Origin of the sequence: Sphaerotilus sp. FB-3, from assembly GCF_023706025.1 — a bacterium.
GTDB lineage: Bacteria > Pseudomonadota > Gammaproteobacteria > Burkholderiales > Burkholderiaceae_C > Sphaerotilus > Sphaerotilus sulfidivorans.
On sequence record NZ_BQWE01000057.1, the window covers coordinates 16,971 to 34,236 of the forward strand.

15 protein-coding genes and 1 tRNA gene are annotated in these 17,266 nt (G+C 68.4%); 5 read left to right on the forward strand and 11 right to left on the reverse strand.

Going from position 1 to position 17,266, the window contains the following annotated elements; all coding sequences use genetic code 11:
* Nucleotides 1–35: 35 nt before the first annotated feature.
* The 4 genes from NFT33_RS16685 to uvrC all read right to left on the reverse strand — a co-directional run bounded on the left by NFT33_RS16685 (nucleotide 36) and on the right by uvrC (nucleotide 4,892).
* Nucleotides 36–1,973, reverse strand: a complete 1,938-nt coding sequence (locus NFT33_RS16685; RefSeq protein WP_149503164.1) for a SurA N-terminal domain-containing protein — start codon at nucleotides 1,971–1,973, stop codon at nucleotides 36–38.
* A gap of 96 nt (nucleotides 1,974–2,069) precedes the next feature.
* A tRNA-Val gene (locus NFT33_RS16690) sits at nucleotides 2,070–2,145 on the reverse strand.
* A gap of 46 nt (nucleotides 2,146–2,191) precedes the next feature.
* Nucleotides 2,192–2,758 (reverse strand): CDP-diacylglycerol--glycerol-3-phosphate 3-phosphatidyltransferase, encoded by a 567-nt coding sequence (gene pgsA / locus NFT33_RS16695; protein ID WP_149503163.1) that lies wholly within the window; start codon nucleotides 2,756–2,758, stop codon nucleotides 2,192–2,194.
* A 55-nt stretch (nucleotides 2,759–2,813) separates the two neighbouring features.
* A complete protein-coding gene (gene uvrC / locus NFT33_RS16700) occupies nucleotides 2,814–4,892 on the reverse strand; it encodes an excinuclease ABC subunit UvrC (RefSeq protein ID WP_251677018.1) in 2,079 nt (692 codons plus the stop codon).
* 33 nt (nucleotides 4,893–4,925) lie between these two features.
* Here uvrC and earP point away from each other — a divergent pair, with 33 nt between their 5' ends.
* From earP to NFT33_RS16725, 5 genes are all read left to right on the forward strand, one after another.
* On the forward strand, nucleotides 4,926–6,161 hold the full coding sequence (gene earP, locus NFT33_RS16705) for an elongation factor P maturation arginine rhamnosyltransferase EarP (RefSeq protein ID WP_251677020.1): 1,236 nt from the start codon (nucleotides 4,926–4,928) through the stop codon (nucleotides 6,159–6,161).
* 127 nt (nucleotides 6,162–6,288) lie between these two features.
* Nucleotides 6,289–6,843, forward strand: coding sequence for an elongation factor P (gene efp / locus NFT33_RS16710; protein ID WP_251677022.1), 555 nt, complete (start codon nucleotides 6,289–6,291; stop codon nucleotides 6,841–6,843).
* Nucleotides 6,844–7,017: 174 nt separating this feature from the next.
* Nucleotides 7,018–8,664, forward strand: coding sequence for a site-specific DNA-methyltransferase (locus NFT33_RS16715; RefSeq protein WP_251677024.1), 1,647 nt, complete (start codon nucleotides 7,018–7,020; stop codon nucleotides 8,662–8,664).
* Complete coding sequence (locus NFT33_RS16720; RefSeq protein ID WP_251677026.1) at nucleotides 8,661–11,150, forward strand: DEAD/DEAH box helicase; 2,490 nt, start codon at nucleotides 8,661–8,663, stop codon at nucleotides 11,148–11,150. Before NFT33_RS16715 ends, NFT33_RS16720 begins: the two co-directional genes overlap by 4 nt.
* 196 nt (nucleotides 11,151–11,346) lie before the next feature.
* Complete coding sequence (locus tag NFT33_RS16725; RefSeq protein ID WP_251677028.1) at nucleotides 11,347–11,691, forward strand: zinc ribbon domain-containing protein YjdM; 345 nt, start codon at nucleotides 11,347–11,349, stop codon at nucleotides 11,689–11,691.
* Here the strand turns inward: NFT33_RS16725 and NFT33_RS16730 are convergent.
* From NFT33_RS16730 to NFT33_RS16760, 7 genes are read right to left on the reverse strand one after another with little or no spacing between them, the layout of a single operon-like run.
* Nucleotides 11,678–12,703, reverse strand: coding sequence for a tripartite tricarboxylate transporter substrate binding protein (locus tag NFT33_RS16730; protein WP_251677408.1), 1,026 nt, complete (start codon nucleotides 12,701–12,703; stop codon nucleotides 11,678–11,680). The genes NFT33_RS16725 and NFT33_RS16730 overlap by 14 nt on opposite strands.
* Nucleotides 12,700–13,422 carry a hypothetical protein gene (locus tag NFT33_RS16735; protein ID WP_251677030.1) on the reverse strand — a complete coding sequence of 241 codons (723 nt, stop codon included), beginning with the start codon at nucleotides 13,420–13,422 and terminating at the stop codon, nucleotides 12,700–12,702. Before NFT33_RS16735 ends, NFT33_RS16730 begins: the two co-directional genes overlap by 4 nt.
* A 1-nt stretch (nucleotide 13,423) precedes the next feature.
* A complete protein-coding gene (locus NFT33_RS16740; protein WP_149503157.1) occupies nucleotides 13,424–13,924 on the reverse strand; it encodes a hypothetical protein in 501 nt (166 codons plus the stop codon).
* 4 nt (nucleotides 13,925–13,928) lie between these two features.
* Nucleotides 13,929–14,531, reverse strand: a complete 603-nt coding sequence (locus NFT33_RS16745) for a hypothetical protein (RefSeq protein WP_251677032.1) — start codon at nucleotides 14,529–14,531, stop codon at nucleotides 13,929–13,931.
* 1 nt (nucleotide 14,532) lies between these two features.
* Nucleotides 14,533–15,240 (reverse strand): MotA/TolQ/ExbB proton channel family protein, encoded by a 708-nt coding sequence (locus NFT33_RS16750; RefSeq protein ID WP_251677034.1) that lies wholly within the window; start codon nucleotides 15,238–15,240, stop codon nucleotides 14,533–14,535.
* A gap of 1 nt (nucleotide 15,241) precedes the next feature.
* Nucleotides 15,242–16,090 carry an ABC transporter permease gene (locus NFT33_RS16755; RefSeq protein ID WP_251677036.1) on the reverse strand — a complete coding sequence of 283 codons (849 nt, stop codon included), beginning with the start codon at nucleotides 16,088–16,090 and terminating at the stop codon, nucleotides 15,242–15,244.
* Complete coding sequence (locus tag NFT33_RS16760) at nucleotides 16,090–17,265, reverse strand: type 1 periplasmic-binding domain-containing protein (protein ID WP_376744180.1); 1,176 nt, start codon at nucleotides 17,263–17,265, stop codon at nucleotides 16,090–16,092. Before NFT33_RS16760 ends, NFT33_RS16755 begins: the two co-directional genes overlap by 1 nt.
* Between the last annotated feature and the right edge of the window lies 1 nt (nucleotide 17,266).

Consider the following 17,266-nt stretch of genomic DNA (forward strand, 5'->3'; position numbering starts at 1 on the left):
GTCTTCGCAAGAGATTTCAGCGAATATTTTCGATGTCACTTCGAGGCCGCCGCTGCCGGCTCCTCGGCCGGCCTGGCCTTGGCGGTGATCTCGCTCTTGTAGCGCTTGCGCAGCGCGGCGCGGTAGGCCTCGGTCTCGGCCTGGGCCCACATCGCGGCATACTGCTGACGCACCTGCTCGATCGGGCCGGTGTCGGCGGCATCGGCGGCCTGCACCTTCTCGATCATCACCACCGCATGGCCGTCCTGGCCGAGATCGACGCCGATCCAGGCCGGCAGCGTGTCGACCGAGGCCTTCAGCACCGCGTCGACGATCGGGCGCGGCAGATCCTGGCTGCGTGCACGCGAGATCGTCTGTGCGGCCGGCAGCTCGGCCAGCGGCGGCGCGCTCGCCTTCCACTTCGCCAGACGGGCCTCGCCCTCGGCGCGGGCGGCCCGGGCGGCCTTGTCCTGCTGCACCGCGGCGCGCACCGCATCACGCACGTCGGCCAGCGGCTGGCGACGCGAAGGCTGATGCTCCAGCACCCGCACCGCGACCATCTGGTTGCCGCCGATGTCGGTGGCCTGCGAGTTGTGCTTGCCGGCGAGGTTGTCGGGCAGGAAGGCCAGCTCGGCCAGCTTCGGGTTGGCCAGCACCGCCGCGCCCTCGGCCTGCGCGGCCGGGCGGTAGGCGCGGGTGAAGCGCTCGACACGGCGCAGCGTCAGCTTGAGCTGGGCGGCCACCGGCTCGAGCGTGTCTTCCTGCTCGACCAGGTTGGAGAACTGCTCGGCCGCCTCGGCGTAGCGCTTCTGCGCCAGCGACTTGCGCACCTCGGCCTCGATCTCGGCGCGCACCGACTCGAAGCTGCGACGCTCGCCGCCGCGCAGGTCGGTCAGCTCGATGATGTGGAAGCCGAAGTCGGTCTCGACGATGCCGCTGATCTCGCCCTTCTTCATGACGAAGACGGTGTCCTCGAAGGGCTTGACCATCGCGCCGCGCGGGAACCAGTCGAGGTCGCCGCCGTTCGGCGCCGAGCCCGGATCCTCGGAGCTCTTCTTCGCCAGCTCGGCGAAGCCGGCCGGATTCTTCTTCACCTCGGCCAGCAGCGCCTCGGCCTTGCTGCGGGCAGCGGCCTTGACGTCGGCCGGGCTGCCGGCCTCGGCCTTGATCAGGATGTGGCGGGCGCGGCGCTCCTGGGCCTGCTCGTAGCGCGAGGCGTTCTCGCTGTAGTACTTGCGCAGGTCGTCCTCGGCGATGCTGATGCCGCGCTCGACCGAGGGCAGATCCAGCACCAGATACTCCATCGTGACCGACTCGGGCGACTGGAAGCGGCGGGCGTTGGCCGCATCGTCGTAGTAGGCCTGCAGGTCGGCGTCCGTGACCTGGACCTTGCCGAGCTGCTCGCGGGCGTCGAAGCGCACCACCCGCACCTCGCGGCGCTGGTAGAAGGCATCGACCGCGGCACGCGCGACCGTCTCCGGCGCGAAGGCCGAGAGCGCGATCGCCGAGGTGACCTGGCTCATCGCGATGTCCTGCGACAGGCGCTGCGCGAACATCGCCGAGGTCATGCCCTGCGCGGCCAGCAGCTCCTTGCGCACGCTGCCGTCGGGATTGCGCAGCTGCTCGAACTGCGCGTCGGTCTTGAACAGGCGCTCCAGGCGCTGCTCGGTCGGGGTCAGGTGCAGGTCGCGCGCGGCGGCGAAGATCACCCGCTCGTCGACCAGCTGCTCGAGCACGCGCTGGCGCACCTCGGGCGTGTCGAGCATCTTCACGTCGATGCCGGGCATCTGCGCACGCATGCGCTCGATCTGGTTGCGATGGGCGTTGTCCCACTCCGAGCGGCTGATGTCCTGGCCGTCGACGCGCGCGACGCTGTCGCGGCCCTCGGAGAACTGGTCATAGCCCTGGATGCCGAACACCACGAAGGACGGGACGATCAGCAGCAGCAGGATGAACTGCAGGATCCGCGTGTGGCGGCGGACGAAATCGAACATCGGCGCTTCCTTGCGACATGAAAAAGGCGAACCGGGGTTCGCCTTTGATGATGCTGCCGCGATCGTCGGGCGCCACCGTGGGCACCGGGAAGATGCTGGTGGGTGCTGAGGGGCTCGAACCCCCGACCTACGCCTTGTAAGGGCGCCGCTCTACCAACTGAGCTAAGCACCCGGTGCGACCCGACTTCCGGCAGGACCGTGACTGTATCAGATCAGCCTCAGCGCGCCTTGGCGCGGATCTCCGGCAGCGCCTTCTGCAGGTAGTAGACCATCGACCAGATGGTCAGCACCGACGCCCCCAGGATCGCCACCGTGCCCCACAGCCGGGTGTCGACCACCCCGAACAGCCGGCCGTCGTAGAGCAGGAAGGGAATGGCCACCATCTGCGCGCCGGTCTTGAGCTTGCCGATCATGTGCACCGCCACGCTGCGCGAGGCGCCGATCTGCGCCATCCACTCGCGCAGCGCCGAGATCGCGATCTCGCGGCCGATGATGACCAGCGCCACCAGCGCGTTGACCCGGTCGAGCTGCAGCAGCACCAGCAGCGCCGCGCAGACCAGGAACTTGTCCGCCACCGGATCGAGGAAGGCGCCGAAGGACGAGGTCTGGTTGAGCCGGCGCGCCAGCCAGCCGTCGAGCCAGTCGGTCAGCGCCACGACGATGAACAGCACGGTGGCCATCAGGTTGCGCTGCGCCATCTCGACGGGCAGGTAGTAGATCCCGACGATCAGGGGGATGGCGACGATGCGCGCCCAGGTCAGCAGCGTAGGCAGGGTCCAGAACATGCACGCATTGTGCCTGCTGGCCGCATGACGCCGCTGACAACGCGGTACCGCGGGGTCAGCGCAGCGCCTGGTAGATCGCCTCGGCCAGATCCTGCGAGATGCCCTCGACCGAGGCCAGCTCCTCGACGCTGGCCGCGGCCACGCCGCGCACGCCGCCGAAGCGCTGCAGCAGCCGCGCGCGCTTCTTCGGGCCCACGCCGGCGATCTCCTCGAGCCGGCTCGAGCCCGCGCCGGTGCGCACCGAGGCGCGCCGGGCGCGCATGCCGGTGATGGCGTGGCGGTGCGCCTCGTCGCGGATCTGCGCCACCAGCATCAGCGCGGCCGAGTCGCGCCCCAGGTACACCTTCTCGCGGCCGTCGGCGAAGACCAGCTCCTCCAGGCCGACCTTGCGGCCCTCGCCCTTCTCGACGCCGACGATCAGCGAGAGGTCCAGCCCCAGCCGCTCGAAGACCTCGCGCGCGACCGCGACCTGGCCGCGACCGCCGTCGATCAGCACCAGGTCCGGCAGCCGGGCCTGGCCGCTGCGCCGCGGCGGCGCGGCGCCGCCGTCCTCGCGCGCGGCCTCGGCCAGCCTGGCGTAGCGGCGCTCCAGCGCCTGGCGCATCGCCGCGTAGTCGTCGCCGCCGGTGATGCCGGTGATGTCGAAGCGACGGTACTGCGCGGGCTGCATGCGGTGGCCCTCGAAGACCACGCAGGAGGCGCGGGTGGCCTCGCCGGCGGTGTGGCTGATGTCGAAGCACTCGATGCGCAGCGACTCCAGCCCGCCGTCGATCCCCTCGGGCGCCAGGTCGAGCGCCTCGACCAGCGCGCGGGTGCGCGCCTGCTGCGAGCCCTCCTCGGCCAGCAGCCGCGCCAGCGCCAGCTCGGCGCCCTTGATCGCCATGTCCAGCCAGGCGCGGCGCTGCTCGCGCGGCTGGTGCTGCGCCGCCACCCTGCGCCCGGCCTGCTCGGACAGCGCCGCCAGCAGCTCGCGCGACACCGCATGGCTGGTCACCAGCAGCGGCGGGCAGTCGGTGCCCAGGTAGTGCTGGGCGATGAAGGCCTCCAGCACCCGCAGCTCGACCGGCGGCGCGGCGTCGGCGACCGCCTCGGAGACCGACTCGGGGGGGGCGCCCTCCTCCACCTCGTCGAACTGCAGCGCCATCGCGTCCTCGACATGCGCCGGGAAATGCGCCCGGTCGCCGAGGTGGCGGCCGCCGCGCACCATCGCCAGGTTCACGCAGGCGCGCCCGCCCTGCACCTTCACCGCCAGGATGTCGACGTCGCGGTCGTCCAGGTTGAAGACCGCCTGCTGCTGCAGCACCTTGGAGAGCGTGGCGATCTGGTCGCGGATCTCGCCGGCGCGCTCGTATTCCAGCCGCTCGGCCGCGTCCATCATGCGCTGCTGCAGGCCGGCGAGCACCTGCTCGGTCTCGCCGCTCAGGAAACGCGCGGCCTCGCGCACGTCGTGCGCATAGTCCTCGCGGCTGATCAGGTCGACGCAGGGGCCGGAGCAGCGCCGGATCTGGAACAGCAGGCAGGGCCGGCTGCGGTTGGCGAAGACGCTGTCCTCGCAGGTCCGCAGCCGGAAGACCTTCTGCATCAGCTGGATGCCCTCCTTCACCGCCCAGGCGCTCGGGTAGGGGCCGAAGTAGCGGTGGCGGCGGTCGACCGCGCCGCGGTAGTAGACGACCCGCGGGAAGTCGTGGCTGACGAACTTCAGGTAGGGATAGCTCTTGTCGTCGCGGAACAGGATGTTGTAGCGCGGGTTGAGCGTCTTGATCAGGTTGTTCTCGAGCAGCAGCGCCTCGGCCTCGGAGCGCACCACGGTCGTCTCCAGCCGCACGATGCGCGAGACCATGTGGCCGATGCGCGTGCCGCCGTGATCGCGCTGGAAATAGCTCGAGACGCGCCGGCGCAGCAGCTTGGCCTTGCCGACGTAGAGCAGCTGGTCGTTGGCGTCGAAGTAGCGGTAGACGCCGGGCAGCAGCGGCAGCGCGGCCACCTCGGCCAGCAGCCGCTCGCGGGCGGCGGCCGCGGCGGCGGTCAGCGCGGCGGCGGCTGCAGCCTCGTCGGGCCCCGGTGCGGCGACCGGTTCGGCGACCGGTCCGGGCGATGTCTCGGGCATCTGCGTCTTCTTCTGGGGCGTCGTCATGGCCACGATTGTGCCGCCCGGGATAATCGCGCCATGACCGAGGAAAGCCCTGCCCCCCTGCTGTGCATTCCGGCCGCGCTGCGCCGCTGGGATCTGTTCTGCCGCGTCATCGACAACCACGGCGACCTGGGCGTGTGCTGGCGCCTGGCGTGCGACCTGGCCGGCCGCGGTGCCGAGGTGCGGCTGTGGATCGACGACGCCTCGGCGCTGAACTGGATGGCGCCGCAGGGCGCGCCCGGCGTCGAGGTGCTGCCCTGGCGCGATCCGCAGGACGACGAGGTGCCCGGCGACGTGGTGGTCGAGGCCTTCGGCTGCGATCCGCCGGCGGCCTTCGTCGCGCGCATGGCCGCGCGGGCCGCGTCCGGCGCGCCGGCGCCGCTGTGGTTCAACCTCGAATACCTGAGCGCCGAGCCCTATGTCGAGCGCTCGCACCGGCTGGCCTCGCCGCAGTGGAGCGGCCCGGGGTGCGGGCTGACGAAGTGGTTCTTCTATCCCGGCTTCACCGAGCGCACCGGCGGGCTGCTGCGCGAGCCGGGCCTGCTGGCGCGCCGCGACGCGCACCACCGCGCGGCCACGCTGGCGCGGCTGGGCCTGCGCCTGGGCGCCGACGATCCGGCCGACCATGCGCTGATGCTGCTGTTCGGCTACGACCAGCCGCTGCTGCCGGCCTGGCTGGACCTGCTGGCCGACGGCCACGGCGGCAGCGCGCGGCCGTCGCGCGCCATCGGCACCACGCTGCTGGTCACGCCCGGCCACAGCGCGCATCAGGTGCACGCCTGGCTGTCCGGGCGCGGCCTGCACCGCAGCGAGGCCGGGCTGGAGGTCGGCGCGCTGCGGCTGCATTTCCTGCCGCATGTCTCGCAGATCGAGTTCGACCGGCTGCTGTGGGCGAGCGATCTCAACCTGGTGCGCGGCGAGGACAGCGCGGTGCGCGCGATCTGGTCCGGCCGGCCGATGCTGTGGCAGCTCTACCGCCAGGACGACGGCGCGCATGCGCCCAAGCTCGAGGCCTTCCTGGATCTCGCGCTGCAGGGCATGCCCGCGCCGCTGGCGCGGCAGGTGGCCGAGATGATGCGGCTCTGGAACGGGCTGGAGTCGCCGGCGCGGCTGCCGTTGGTGTGGGCGCAGCTCTGGCCGCTGCTGCGCGAAGGCTGGGGCGCGGCCTGCCGCCAGCGCGCCGCGCGCTGGGCGCTTCAGCCCGACCTGGGCAGCGCGCTGCTGACCGAGGCGATCGCGCGCAGCGGGCACGGCGCGCCGGCAACGTCCTGACGCACGAGCGCGCTAGAATGCCGGGTTTCGCGGTGTGGCGGGTCGATGTCAGCTCACCGCCCTCACCGCCATGCCCGGCCGGGCGCACCCGCCAGACCCCGGCCCCAGCTTCCACCGAAAGTCGTCTATGAAACTCGCACAGGAAATCCGCGCCGGCAACGTCATCATGCAGGGCAAGGACCCGATGGTCGTGCTGAAGACCGAGTACAGCCGCGGCGGCCGTGGCGCGGCCACCGTCCGCATGAAGATGAAGAACCTGCTCAACGGCGGCGGCGCCGAAGTGGTCTTCAAGGCCGACGACAAGATGGACCAGATCATCCTCGACAAGAAGGAGTGCACCTACTCCTACTTCGCCGACCCGATGTACGTGTTCATGGACACCGAGTACAACCAGTACGAGGTCGAGGCCGAGAACATGGGCGACGCCCTGAACTACCTGCTCGACGAGATGCAGGTCGAAGTGACCTTCTACGACGGCAAGGCCATCTCGGTCGAAATGCCGACCTCGGTGGTCCGCGAGATCAACACCGAGCCGGGCGTCAAGGGCGACACCTCGGGCAAGGTCATGAAGCCGGCCCGCATCGTCCCGACCGGCTTCGAGATCGCCGTGCCGCTGTTCGTCGAAGACGGCGACAAGATCGAAATCGACACCCGCACGCACGAGTACCGCAAGCGCGTCTGAGCGCAGGGCGACACGCTCGCGGCCCATCACGATGCACATGGAAAGCGGCCCGAGGGCCGCTTTTTTGTTGAGTTGAATCAGCTCACTCTCATCACGGCGTCAGGCCTTACATGACGCTGCGGACTACCTGACGCACCGCTGCTCGCTCATAAACAGAAGATAAAAGACATCCGCATGGCCAGCGAATACGAACACCTGAGCCGCGAAGCACTCATTGAGCTGCTCAAGCGCCGCGATAGTCAGTCCTCTTACGGCTTGGTGTGGGAGCGGCGATTCATAGAGCCCGACAAGGCCCTGAACCGAGACTTCGTGGGCCTTGAACTGGACCCGGCCCTGTCTTGCGGCCCTGCCCCCTGGCGCAACTTCATCATTGAGGGCGACAACTACGACGCCCTGCGGCACCTCGTCAGTACCCATGCCGGCAAGGTCAAGCTGCTGTCGCTTGATCCTCCCTACAACACTGGCAGAAAAGACTTCGTCTACAACGACAGTTTTTTCGACGCGACGAACCGCTACCGGCACTCGACTTGGTTGGAGTTCATGTATCAGCGGCTGAGGCTTGCCAAAGACCTGCTGGCCGAAGATGGCGTCATCTTCGTGCACATCGACGACAACGAGTTATTCAACCTCGGGTTGCTGATGAACAAGGTGTTCGGTGAACACAACTTCATCGCCAATGTCATCTGGCAGAAGGTCTTTTCACCCAAGAACACAGCCGTTCACTTCTCGGATGACCACGAATACGTCTTGGTCTATGCGGCCAATCGCGACGTCTGGCGACCCAATCCGCTGCCGCGTTCGGCGGAGCAGGACAAAGCCTACAAGAACCCGGACAACGACCCTCGCGGGGCTTGGACATCGGGGGACTTGGCCGCTCGGAACTTCTACGGCGAGGGGCGCTACCCCATCACCTGTCCGTCCGGGCGTGTCATTGATGGCCCGCCAGCGGGTTCTTACTGGCGTGTCTCTCGGCGTAAATTTGACGAGTTGGATGCAGACAAGCGCATCTGGTGGGGCAAGGACGGGAACAACGCGCCGCGTCTGAAGCGCTTTCTGTCCGAGGTCAAGCAAGGCGTCGTGCCGCAGACCCTGTGGACCTATGACGCCGTGGGCCACACACAAGACGCCAAGAAGCAGCTCAACGACATCTTGCCCAAAGACCGCAACGAGGATGTGTTCTCGACGCCCAAGCCATTGCAGTTGATGGACCGCATCTTGCGTCTGGCCACGAAGCCGGGTGACTTGGTGGTGGACTTCTTCGCCGGGTCGGGGACACTGGCACAAGCCCTGCTGCAGCTCAACAAGGAAGACGGCGGCGAACGCCGCTTCATCTTGGTATCCAACACAGAAGCTACGGAAAACGAGCCAGACAAGAACCTGTGCCGCGACGTGTGTGCCACCCGTGTGCGCCGTGCGGTGGAGGGCTACGAGTCAGGCAAAGGCCAGCAGATCGAAGGGCTGGGAGGTGGCTTCGCATACCTGAGGGCCAAGCCAATTCCGGTGCATCGTATGGAAGAGCGCCTGGATGACGGCCTGGTGTGGTCCTACATCCAAATGAAGCACCATCACCCGCTGACGGAAAGAATGGCGCATGCATCCGTATCGGTCTGGGACGGGCAAGCGCTCGTCTACCTGCCAGCCACCACGGCCAAGATGAAGGCCTCTTTACGTGAGGCGCTGGAACAGCACCCGCAAGCGATCGTCTACACATGGACCCCTGCTGCACTGGCGGGCATGGTCAATGAAAACAATCTGAGAGAGGTACCTGCAGATCTGAAGCTCGGCTTCAGGTTCGGCAATCTGGGAGGGGCCCAAGCATGAGCCGCATCGACCCGTTGGTATTCCAAGAGCGCCACATTGGCGCGCTCGTGACGCGCTTTCAGAACGTACGCGATGACTACAACCGGCTGACCAACCCGCAGGAGTTGGGCAAGCTACGCAAGCACTCAGCCGCAGTCATGCTGCAGGCCCCAACGGGCATCGGCAAGACGCTGATTGCGACTGAGGTCGTAGCCCGCTTCTCAGCGCTGGACGATGTGGTGTGGTTCTGGTTCGCACCCTACTCGACGCTGATTGACCAAGCGATGGCCAGTCTGCGACGGCAGGCGCCGCAGTTAAATTTCCTCAACATCGAGCACCAGCGTACGCCTGATGACCTTGCTTCAGGGGCACTGTTCGTCATCACCTGGCAGTCGGTGGCGACGAAGACCAAGGAAGCGCGCCTGGCGCGCACCACGGGCGATGCTGGCCTGTCGGTGGATGACCTCATCGCGCAGGCTCGGGCCCTCGGTCTGCGGGTTGGCGTGGTGGTGGACGAAGCGCATCACGGTTTCGTCAAGGCCCGCGAGGCTTACCGCTTCTTTGCCGAAGTGTTGGAGCCCGACTACGCCCTGTTGATGACCGCGACGCCGAAGGACACGGATGTCGCGAGCTTCGCTGACAAGACCGGCTATCGGGTAGGTGACTCGTCGGACTGGGCCACCATCACACGGCATGAGGGCTACCAGGCAGGACTGCTGAAGCTCGGCGTCAAGACAGCTCAATTCCTGACCGGCAACAACGACGATGCCGCCTTGGTGGACTTCGAGGAAGTCGCCATGTCTGAGTGTGCAGCGATGCATCGTCATATCAAAGGCGTGTTGGCCCGTGACGGCGTCACCCTAACGCCGTTAATGCTCGTGCAGGTGCCCAACGGCGGCGCGGCGCTAGAGAAGGCCCGCGAGTACCTGACCGGCCCGCTGAAGTTCCCCGCGTCGGCGGTCAAGGTTCATGTGGCCGATGAGCCTGACCCCAACTTGCAGGCACTGGCACAAGACCCGACCGTCGAAGTTCTGGTCTTCAAGATGGCGATTGCGATGGGCTTCGATGCCCCGCGCGCCTTCACCCTGGCGGCCCTGCGTGGAACCCGTGACGCGAACTTCGGCATCCAGGTGGTGGGCCGGATCATGCGCGTGCATCCGCTGTTGCAGCGCCGACTCGGCACCCCACCGGTGTTGGACTATGGCTATGTGTTCCTGGCGAATCGGGAAGCTCAAGAGGGCCTGACGGGGGCAGCAACCGTCATCAACAAGCTGAAAGAACACACAGCCGACACGACGCCCGAAACCGTCGTCACGTTCACGGTGGATTCTTCCTTCGTGCAAGTTGTGAAAACAGGCCAGACGGCAGCGATATTTCCTTCGGTCGATCAAACGTTACCAGCCGTAGACAGCACGCCCGATGTAGCGGCTTCAGCGGTACCAACTACCACACTCGGCCACAGCGAACTACCCCTGTCGCATCACACGCTCACCCTGTTCCCTGAGCTGACCAAGGCGGCATTGACCCACGGGGCCCATGACGGCACGACGCCGTTGGTCACAGCATTCAAGCTAGACGCTGAAGAACAGTACAACTACCCGCTGAAAGTCGCCGAGTTGCCCGCACTCGTGACTGAAGTCCTACCGACCAACACCGACGACTTCGAGGCGCAATTGGTGTCCTTCGTGGACTTCTCTGGCGTTCTGTCAGACCGTGACCGCAGCCGGACCAAGTTGGTCAAACGCACGGTGGACATCTTCGAGGCCACCGACACGCCTGAGGATGAAGACGTGTGGGCCCGCATGTCTGCCGCCAGCATCGCCCAGCGAGCGAGGCAGATTGCCTTCGAGTACCCCGACGTGGACAACCGCCAGTTCCTCCAAGCGCTGCGCCAGCGTTTTCGGGATGCGCTGGAAGGGGCTGGGTTCGAGCCCCCCAGCTCCGACGAAGAGCTGACACAGCAACTTGAACTGGTCTTGGTGCGCAACCCGGCGCTGATTCGGCAAGCGCACAAGCGCTGCCGTGCCAGCCAGATTCAGGCTGTGCGTGTGACGCTTCCCCCCGCTCACCAATCCAAGTACCGTCTGAATCTATCCAAGCGAAACGTCTACGGCATCTTCCCAGCAGACTTATCACCAGAAGAATTGCGCTTTGCCGAGATGCTGGACATCGCGCCTGAAGTGACGTGGTGGCATCGCAATCCAGTACGACAACCCGAGTCGGTGGCGCTGTATCGGTGGTCCAACGGAGTCGGCTTCTTCCCCGATTTCGTCGTGGCTGTGAAAGGGCGCAAGGCTGGCGACGGCGTGGCGCTGGTCGAGTTCAAAGGGCCACAGCTTCAGCAGTACGACAAAGAAAAGGCCGGAGCTGCTCATACGCACTATGGCCGGACGTTCATGGTGGGCGCTGGGGCCAAGGACAAAAAAGAGCTGCGCCTGTTCCGCCTAGTCGATGGCGATCTAGTTGACGATGGACTATTTGAGGTTGTCAGACTCCGCTACGAATAAAGGCTGGCCAGCTTGAAGCCGGTCAAGCTCCAGCAGTCGATGCCCAAAATTCTTTCGGTGCTGCAATGAGCGTGATCTTCGACGTGGAGACGCCAGCCGGCTGCCCACCTGCACGGGCATGACAGCGCAGGGTGCGTGCGGCGCACGCGTACAGTCCCGCCTCCCTCTTCTTCCCAAACACAAGCCGGATTCCCCCATGACCCTGCCCGCCTGCCCCCAGTGCCAGTCCACCTACACCTACGAGGACGGCGCGCTGCTGGTCTGCCCGGAATGCGCCCATGAGTGGTCGCCCCAGGCAGACGAAGCTGCGCCCGAGGTCGAGGCCGCGCGGGTGGTGCGCGACGCCAACGGCCAGGTGCTGGCCGACGGCGACAGCGTCACGCTGATCAAGGACCTGAAGGTGCGCGGCTCCTCGCTGGTGATCAAGGTCGGCACCAAGGTGCGCGGCATCCGGCTGGTCGAGGGCGACCATGACATCGACTGCCGCATCGACGGCGTCGGCGCGATGCAGCTGAAGTCGGAATTCGTCAGGAAGGCCTGAGCCCGAGCCGCTCGGCGGCGCGCTTCTCGGCGGCGTAGCTCTCGCGCAGGCTGCGGCCGTAGTCGGCCGGGCCGAGGTAGTCGGGCTCCTGGTCGTACTTGGCCAGCTCGGCCACATGGGCCGGGTCGTGCATCGCGGCGCGGAAGGCCTCGTGCAGCGTCGCCACCACCGCCGGCGCCATGCCGCTGGGGCCGACCAGCCCGTAGGGCGAGGTGGCGACGATGCCGTGGCCCAGCTCCTTGAGCGTGGGCACGTTCGGCCAGCGCCGGGTGCGGTGCTCGGCGAAGATCGCCAGCAGGCGCAGCCGGCCCGAGTCGACAAACGGCGCGAAGCCGTTGGAGTTGATGCCCAGCATCACCTGGCCCGAGGCCACCGCCAGCATCTGCTCGGAGGTGCCCTTGTAGGGCACATGGATGTAGCTGAAGCCGTGGCGCGCGGCCAGCTCGTCCATCACCGCATGCGGCGTGGTGCCGGCGCCGTTGGTGGCGACCGTCAGATCGCCCGGGTTCGCGCGGGCGAAGGCGATCACGTCGGCCACGCTGCGCAGCGTGCTGCCGGCCGGCACCACCATGCCGAAGGTCACGCCCGAGATCTGCAGGATCGGCGTGGTGTCGCGGATCGGATCCCACAGCACCCGCTGGATGTGCGGCGCGCGCAGCGCCGGATAGGGCAGCTGCGCGAGGGTGTAGCCGTCGGGTGCGGCCTGCTGCAGGATCGGCATCGCCAGCGTGCCCCCGGCGCCGGCGCGGTTCTCCACCACCACCTTCTGGCCCAGATGGCGCCCGGCCAGCTCGGCCAGCAGCCGCATCGTCAGGTCGGTGGCGCCGCCGGCCGGCCAGGGCACCCACAGCGTGATCGGACGCAGCGGAAAGCGCGTCTCGGCGCCGGCACCGGAGGCCGCCCCACCCGGCTGCGCCCGTGCGGCCAGCGCCGCCACCGGCCCGGCCGCCACCGCGGCGGCCAGCGTTCGCAGCAGCTGCCGGCGGTGCGGCGCGTGCGGATCCTTGCTCATTGCCATTCCATCAGCTCCATCGTCATCGTGCCGCCGGTCAGGAAGGTGGAGTTGGCCGGCTCGCGCCGCTCCACCTTGACCAGACCGACGCCGGGGCAATACCACTCCAGCGTCGTCAGCGGCATGTCCTTGAACCCGTTGACCGGATCGGCGAACAGCCGCAGCAGCGCCAGCCCCTTGACGCGCACGCACTGCTCGAAGCGCCCGGCCGGCACCTCGACCCGGTCGTCGAGCGCCTCGATCGTCCAGACCACCGGCACCGACGGGTGGGCATGGCGGATCTCCGGCGGAAATTCGGAGTTGCGCCGCATCAGGTAGGTGGTGGTGGTGGTCTGCCAGCTGGTGCCCACCGCGATCGGCGCCTTGAGCACGAAGCGCGGCGCCGGATCGGGCTTCGGCTCGGCGTCGACATCGCTCTTGGCGGCCACCCGGTAGATGCCGGTGGCGTCGGCGCGCAGCCAGTAGTCCAGTCCGGTGTCGCTGCGCCGGTGCCAGGCGCTGCCGGACTCGAGCGCGCTGTCGCGCCCCAGGTTGCTCAGCACCACCGTCTCGCGCTCGCGGGTGTCGTTCTCCCACTCGCTGCTCAGGCGGTAGGTCCAGCGCCGGCCCTCCTCGAGCGGAAAGAGCGAGCTGCCCGGCGGCTCCTTGCAGCCGGCCAGCAGCGCCAGCACCGCAGCGGCCAGCAGCGCGGCCCGGGCACGGGGGGAATGGCGGCTCATCTCACTTCTCCGGCAGCTGGGGCGCGGGCAGGTCGCGGATCTTGACCACCTGCTCGTCCGAGCCCGGGCGCAGCCAGCTCAGGCCCTTGGGTCCGCGCTTCGGCTCGGACGTGCCCAGCTGGGTCACGCCCTGGCGGGTCTTCTTGATCGCCTCGCCCAGGAGCGCATGCAGATCCTTGCTGTAGGGCAGCTGGTAGGCGCGCGGCTGCGGCAGCGGCTTGCCGTCGCGGATCTCGTTGACCCACACATGGAGCGCGCCCTCGCGGCCCTTGGCCGGCTCGTCGAACACCGCCGCCAGCAGCACGAAGCGCTCGGGCAGCGCATGCCGGCTCGGCCAGCCCCAGACCTGCTCCAGCGCGGCGTCGCTCCAGAAATACAGCGCGGTCACCGCGGTCACCAGCAGGCCCTTGGCCCACACCGGCCAGCGCGAGGCCACCAGCGCCAGCCCCAGCACGAACAGCACCGCGACAAAGGCCCACAGCACGCCATCGGTCGTCGTCATCGCCTCAGATCCTTTCCACCAGCGTCTTGGCCAGCGTGTTGACCCCGGTGACCCGCCCGTCGCGGTCCACCGAGAAGCGCACCGCGGTCGCCTCGTCGCCCTTGCGGGGGAGGTTCGCGGTGCCGTAGAAGACCACCTCGGCGCGCGGATTGACCTTGACCACCGAGACATTGACCGGCACCGGCTGGCCGTCCTTGCTGTCGTAGTAGAAGACGTTGACGACATACTCGCCCGGCGCGAAGCCGCGGATCGTCACCACCTCCTGGTTCAGCGGGTTCACCACCTGCTGGCCGTTGACCACGATCGAGTCGTTCGACAGGCCGCGGTCGTCGCGGTCGAGGTGCATCATTCCGCCCTCGCGCTGGCGGAACCACACCCGGTTGCCGCCCGGATCCTCGATCCAGGTGTCGATGTCGTTCGGGTTCATGTCCGGCCAGGTCACGGTGACGATGAACTCGGCCTTGGCGTCGATCACGCCGGTCTTGGCCTTCGGGTTCATCGCCAGCAGCGCGACGGTGAACAGCATGACGAAGATCAGCAGCGTGTTGAACAGCAGGTCGCTGAACGGGTCGATCTCGTCGGTGCGACGCGGGCGCAGCACCGCCATGTCAGCGCCCCACGGCCGCGGCGTCGGCCAGGATGTCGGCCGCCAGCCGGTCGGCCAGGCGGTCGAGCAGCAGCAGCTGCAGCCCCAGCCACAGATTGACCACCAGCCCGGCCAGCGTGGTGTAGAGCGCGATCGCCATGCCGCCGGTCATCTGCTGCAGCAGCTTCTGCACCTCGGCCAGCTCGAAGCCCTGCGACTGGCCGATCTGCATCGACATCAGGATGAAGCCCACCACCGTGCCGAGCAGGCCGAGCTTGATCGTCGCGGCCGCGAACCACCAGGCGGTCTCGTGCGGACCGTGGGTGCGCTCGGACAGCAGCGCGGTCGCCTCGGGCTGGCCGCGGCGCAGCTCGTCGAGATAGCGGGCGCGCCAGCCCTGCGCCAGACCGGGCTGCGCCTCGGCCTGCAGCCGCCAGGCGCGCCGGCCGCACCAGCCGGTCACCACCACGCCCAGCAGCACGATCAGCAGGCTGATGCCGCTGGGATCGCCCTCGATCAGCCGCACCCACCAGCCGTGGCGCTGCATCCACCAGATCAGGAAGAAGGCCACCCCGGCCAGCAGCGCCCAGCCCCAGAACAGGCGCTGCGCCAGCGCGGACAGATCGGCCGCACCCGCCGCGCCCGCGGCCCCACCGGGCGGTGCGTAGTCGGCGGGCAGGGCCGTGCCTGCGCGGTTGCGTTCGCGCATCGATTGCCAGAAACCGGACATGTCAGCCTCCTGCGCCGCCGGGCGGACCGCCGCCGCCACCGCGTTTCGTCAGCGCGCCGAAGCCGCGCTGCGGGTCATAGCCCCAGGCCGCCAGGCCGAAGCACAGCGCCAGCGTGCCCAGCACGATCCACGGCGCCCAGCCCGGATCCTTGCCGTACATCGCGTAGCGCATCCACTCGACGGCGTGGGTGAAGGGATTGAAGCGCGCGATCTGGTACACCCAGGCCGCGCCCGACTCCTCCAGCTTCCACAGCGGGTAGAGCGCGGTGGACATGAAGTACATCGGGAAGATCACGAAGTTCATCGTGCCGGCGAAGTTCTCCAGCTGCTTCACATGCACGCTCAGCAGCAGGCCGAGCGCCCCGAGCATCAGCGCCGCGCTGACCAGCGCCAGCAGCACCTGCGGCGTCTGCGGCCCCCACAGCGGCAGCTCGGTGCCGATCGCCCAGGCGATCAGCACGAAGGCCAGCGCCTGCAGCAGCGACAGCACCGCGGTGGCGGTCAGCTTCGAGAACAGGATCCAGGGCCGGGGCAGCGACGCGGTCAGCAAGAGGCGCATCAGCCCCATCTCGCGGTCGTAGACCATCGCCAGGCTGGACTGCATGCCGTTGAACAGCAGCACCATGCCGATCAGGCCGGGCGCGATGTAGACGTCGTAGGCGATGTAGGTGTCGTAGGGCTCGGCGATCGCCATGCCGAAGACATTGCGGAAGCCGGCGGCGAACACCGCCAGCCACAGCAGCGGGCGCACCAGCGCCGACACCAGCCGGCCGGTCTGGCGCGAGAACTTCGCCACCTCGCGCCAGACGATGGCGCGCATGGCCTGCAGGGCATGCATCGGACCGGCCATCAGCGCGCCACCTTGCAGAGCTTCTCGGGCGCGTCCACGCCCAGGGTGTCGAGGCTGTTCTTCGGATGCAGCACGCCGTCGACCGGCGCGGTGCCGATGACGCCCTGGCCATCGGTCAGCAGCATCGTCTGGCGCAGCTGGCCATCCCAGGGGCGGAAGCTCATCGCCACGCCCTTGGAGCCGTCCAGCTCGGTCTCCAGCAGCGCCTTGTGCACCGCGGCGGCCGGCCCCTTCGGCGCGGCGACCACCGCGGCGGCCAGCGCCTTGCCGCCCATCCAGGCGCTCCAGTCGGCGGCCGACATCGGGCGCTGCGCGCCCTTGGCGAAGCGGCGCGAGACCTGCGGCGCGCCGAAGCGGTCGTACTGCGCATGCCAGGCCAGCGCGGTCAGGCCGGCGTCGCCCACCACCGGGCGCGGCGTGGCGGTGCGGTAGGGCAGCATCCGGGCGAACTCGCCGTCGCTGTCGACCACCCAGACCACATCATGCGCGCCCTGCGTCAGCAGCAGCGGATTGGCCAGATCGCGCTCGCGCGGATCGCCCGAGAGCTTGAAGGGCCGGGGGCCGGCGAGCTTCAGGCCGTAGCGCCGGATCGCGGCCTGCGCGACGGCGGCGCGCTGGGCATCCTGGGCCGACGGGCCGGTCAGCAGCAGCACGCTGCTCCACTTGCGGCTGACCAGGGCCTGCGCCAGCGCATCGGCGCGCATGCGCTCGCTCGGAATGACATGCAGCAGGCGCGCCCGGCAGTCCTGCTGGCGCAGCCGGTCCTCGGTGGCGCCCAGGTTCAGCACCGGCAGCCTGACCGCGTCCGCGCCGGCCAGCAGCCAGTCGGCCGGCAGGTCGGCCAGCAGCGCCACCGCCCCGCCCTTCTCGGCCTTCTGCGCCGCCGCCCGGGCCTCGGCGGCCGAGCCGACCTCGACCGTCTCGACCGCCAGCGAGGCACCAGCCGATTCCAGCTCCAGCCGCGCCTCCTTCAGCGCCACCTGCACCCCGTCGGAGGCCGGCCCGGTCGGATGGCCGAAATAGGCCCGCTCGACCCGGGTGCGGTCCAGGCGCTCGTCGCCGGCCGGCACCAGCAGCGTCGCCTTGAAGGCAGCCGCCGGCGCCAGCGTCGCCACGCCGAGCAGCGCCGCGCCGATCGCCCGATCCCGCCAGGACATGAACTGCAGCCACGGCATC

Excerpts from the sequence above, each read along its gene's own strand:
- NFT33_RS16750 (WP_251677034.1), bottom strand. The coding sequence starts at position 15,240 with ATGTCCGGTTTCTGGCAATCGATGCGCGAACGCAACCGCGCAGGCACG.
- NFT33_RS16720 (WP_251677026.1), top strand. The coding sequence starts at position 8,661 with ATGAGCCGCATCGACCCGTTGGTATTCCAAGAGCGCCACATTGGCGCG.
- NFT33_RS16730 (WP_251677408.1), bottom strand. The coding sequence starts at position 12,703 with ATGAGCAAGGATCCGCACGCGCCGCACCGCCGGCAGCTGCTGCGAACG.
- NFT33_RS16760 (WP_376744180.1), bottom strand. The coding sequence starts at position 17,265 with ATGCCGTGGCTGCAGTTCATGTCCTGGCGGGATCGGGCGATCGGCGCG.
- NFT33_RS16755 (WP_251677036.1), bottom strand. The coding sequence starts at position 16,090 with ATGGCCGGTCCGATGCATGCCCTGCAGGCCATGCGCGCCATCGTCTGG.
- earP (WP_251677020.1), top strand. The coding sequence starts at position 4,926 with ATGACCGAGGAAAGCCCTGCCCCCCTGCTGTGCATTCCGGCCGCGCTG.
- efp (WP_251677022.1), top strand. The coding sequence starts at position 6,289 with ATGAAACTCGCACAGGAAATCCGCGCCGGCAACGTCATCATGCAGGGC.
- NFT33_RS16740 (WP_149503157.1), bottom strand. The coding sequence starts at position 13,924 with ATGACGACGACCGATGGCGTGCTGTGGGCCTTTGTCGCGGTGCTGTTC.
- NFT33_RS16735 (WP_251677030.1), bottom strand. The coding sequence starts at position 13,422 with ATGAGCCGCCATTCCCCCCGTGCCCGGGCCGCGCTGCTGGCCGCTGCG.
- NFT33_RS16745 (WP_251677032.1), bottom strand. The coding sequence starts at position 14,531 with ATGGCGGTGCTGCGCCCGCGTCGCACCGACGAGATCGACCCGTTCAGC.
- NFT33_RS16725 (WP_251677028.1), top strand. The coding sequence starts at position 11,347 with ATGACCCTGCCCGCCTGCCCCCAGTGCCAGTCCACCTACACCTACGAG.
- uvrC (WP_251677018.1), bottom strand. The coding sequence starts at position 4,892 with ATGACGACGCCCCAGAAGAAGACGCAGATGCCCGAGACATCGCCCGGA.
- NFT33_RS16685 (WP_149503164.1), bottom strand. The coding sequence starts at position 1,973 with ATGTTCGATTTCGTCCGCCGCCACACGCGGATCCTGCAGTTCATCCTG.
- NFT33_RS16715 (WP_251677024.1), top strand. The coding sequence starts at position 7,018 with ATGGCCAGCGAATACGAACACCTGAGCCGCGAAGCACTCATTGAGCTG.
- pgsA (WP_149503163.1), bottom strand. The coding sequence starts at position 2,758 with ATGTTCTGGACCCTGCCTACGCTGCTGACCTGGGCGCGCATCGTCGCC.